This window comes from Candidatus Jordarchaeum sp. (assembly GCF_052745115.1).
The window spans coordinates 1-1,966 of the sequence record NZ_JBRAKS010000513.1 but is presented as its reverse complement, the minus strand read 5'-3'; the positions used below and the strand labels follow the sequence as shown (position 1 = coordinate 1,966).

General features: G+C 39.0%; 4 protein-coding genes. 1 reads left to right on the top strand and 3 read right to left on the bottom strand.

The features are described 5' to 3' along the window. Positions 1–267, top strand: a 267-nt coding sequence (locus ACUVXA_RS20305) for a hypothetical protein (protein ID WP_445873114.1), incomplete at its 5' end; no start/stop codon positions are given. Positions 268–591: 324 nt separating this feature from the next. Here the strand turns inward: ACUVXA_RS20305 and ACUVXA_RS20300 are convergent. The 3 genes from ACUVXA_RS20300 to ACUVXA_RS20290 all read right to left on the bottom strand — a co-directional run bounded on the left by ACUVXA_RS20300 (position 592) and on the right by ACUVXA_RS20290 (position 1,390). Beyond that, entirely contained in the window at positions 592–858 is a 267-nt protein-coding gene (locus ACUVXA_RS20300) for a type II toxin-antitoxin system RelE family toxin (protein ID WP_445873113.1), read from the bottom strand. Beyond that, positions 859–1,077, bottom strand: a complete 219-nt coding sequence (locus ACUVXA_RS20295) for a ribbon-helix-helix domain-containing protein (protein ID WP_445873112.1) — start codon at positions 1,075–1,077, stop codon at positions 859–861. A gap of 169 nt (positions 1,078–1,246) precedes the next feature. Beyond that, a complete protein-coding gene (locus tag ACUVXA_RS20290; protein ID WP_445873111.1) occupies positions 1,247–1,390 on the bottom strand; it encodes a hypothetical protein in 144 nt (47 codons plus the stop codon). Positions 1,391–1,966: the final 576 nt, after the last annotated feature.

Below are 1,966 nucleotides of genomic sequence, written 5' to 3'. Positions count from 1 at the left end.
GCTAGTTTCATAGTACCACATAGCCATATATGGTATTATTTAGTATTAAATCTTTCTACTGTTGTAAACCCCCCTTGGAGCCATAAGCAACTCTGGGTGAAGACATCGTATTCCATGTTATGGGGATTGATAGAGTATTTTGCATTAATGGAATTGGGAAAGCTGGTGGTAGTACTGCGCATTTGGATAAGGCTAACAGTTTTAATCTCATCCAATCCTTCCTCCAAGAGAAATTATGTTCCAATTGGAGGGATGAAACACCCTTAAAAGGGTGAGATAATACAATTTATAATATTTTTAGAATTGTCCCTAATAAAAGCTTAACGATAGGGGCAACGGCACAAAGTAATAGATATGTATTTTTAATTTTGGGTATGTGAAAGCGTCCTGCCTAACTCCCATAGTAGGGTTTGGATTTGGAAAAGAAGGCTTGATATATTTTACTCCGGTTTCGGAGAGGTTTTCGATGTGGTCTGCGATTGCTTCCGGTATCTCTTCACTCTTTTCAACTCTGTTTCCCTCCTCGAGATTTCTCTTAACTTTACTCTACCCGAGCACATAGGCGGTATTATTGTGTTTGCGGTTCTCCTGTTATAGTAGTTTTGAAAAGTCGTCGTAAACTTTTTTCCTGTGACCAATGAATAAGATTATTACCTGTTGGCTTTCATCACTAATTTCGTATATTACTCTATAGTCCCCGACCTTCAATCTCCAAAAGGGAGAGTATCGAAGAGTTTCGCCTTTTCTTGGGGATTCTTCTAGTTCTATAACTTTTTCTCTTACTCTTTTCCTCGTTTCGGAGTCAAGTTTTTCAAGTGCTTTTTTCGCCTTCGGATGCAGTAGGATGATGTACGCCATTCAGGCTTCCTCAAAGGGGACTAGCATCTCTGGTTTCTCTTTTACTTCTCTGCTTCTTTTGGTGAGCATTTCATAGAATTCGCGGGTCTTCACTCTTTCCTCATAAAGGGCGATAATAGTTCTAATAGCCTCACTTCTATCTTTGAAGCGCCCCTCCCTCACCCACTGGTCTATCCGCTCAACAATTTTTTCCGGGAGTTCTAAATGAATTTGGATCATAAAATCATCCATAAACCTACTACTTATAATGATTAATAAATTTGTCTAAAGACATGTTAGATTAGACTAGTGTGAACCCATCTAACATAATGACTTCGCTTATATCTATACTTCAACAATGATAATTTGCAATGAGTCAGACGTGACTACATCAGCTGTTGTCCGAAACTTACCCATTTAGGACATCGCCTAGATGGTGTTTTGGTTTCTGCTTCATAGGGCAGGGCACCTGCTCTATGGCGTGAACCAACCTCTCCGCTCTTGCAGGCGTTTTGTGTGTGTGTCTCCTCCCAACTGGCGGCGATAGAAGCATGATTCAGTTCAGGGTTTGATTTGTGGTTTGGGCTTCTCAGCCTAACGTTTCAGCTTTCGTGTTTGGGGCTGGCTTGGTTCTCACTAGCATCGTCTTTGGATTTGTGCTTATGTTTCTCTCTGTCTTTTGTAGGAAATGGTATTATTTGGTATTAAATCTTTCTACTGTTGCACACCCTTGCGTCGCTTTAAGTTATTTCTTATTGTCCAGATTACGCGAGCGTAAACATTACAAATGCACGGTCAGTTGGTGTCAGGCACTACTGATACAATTATATATACCTTCATCAAGTGATGAATCAACACTTTATGTGAGCTACACTATTCAACTCTTTCTCTACAACGTATATGTATCCTAATTGTCTCTAAATCAGTTTTATATAATATTATATTATTGGCTGGAGTTGTAATTGCTGCCACATTAGTGATGCTGTGTTAATTTATTGAAAACGTAGAATTTAATATCATTTTCTCTTTTTATTCTTTCAACTGGTATGAAGCTTCATTAATTAGCCTTATCTCTTTGTAGAAGTTAGGGACATTTGTCACCCCTTGCTGTTAATTGGTAGGATGTCCT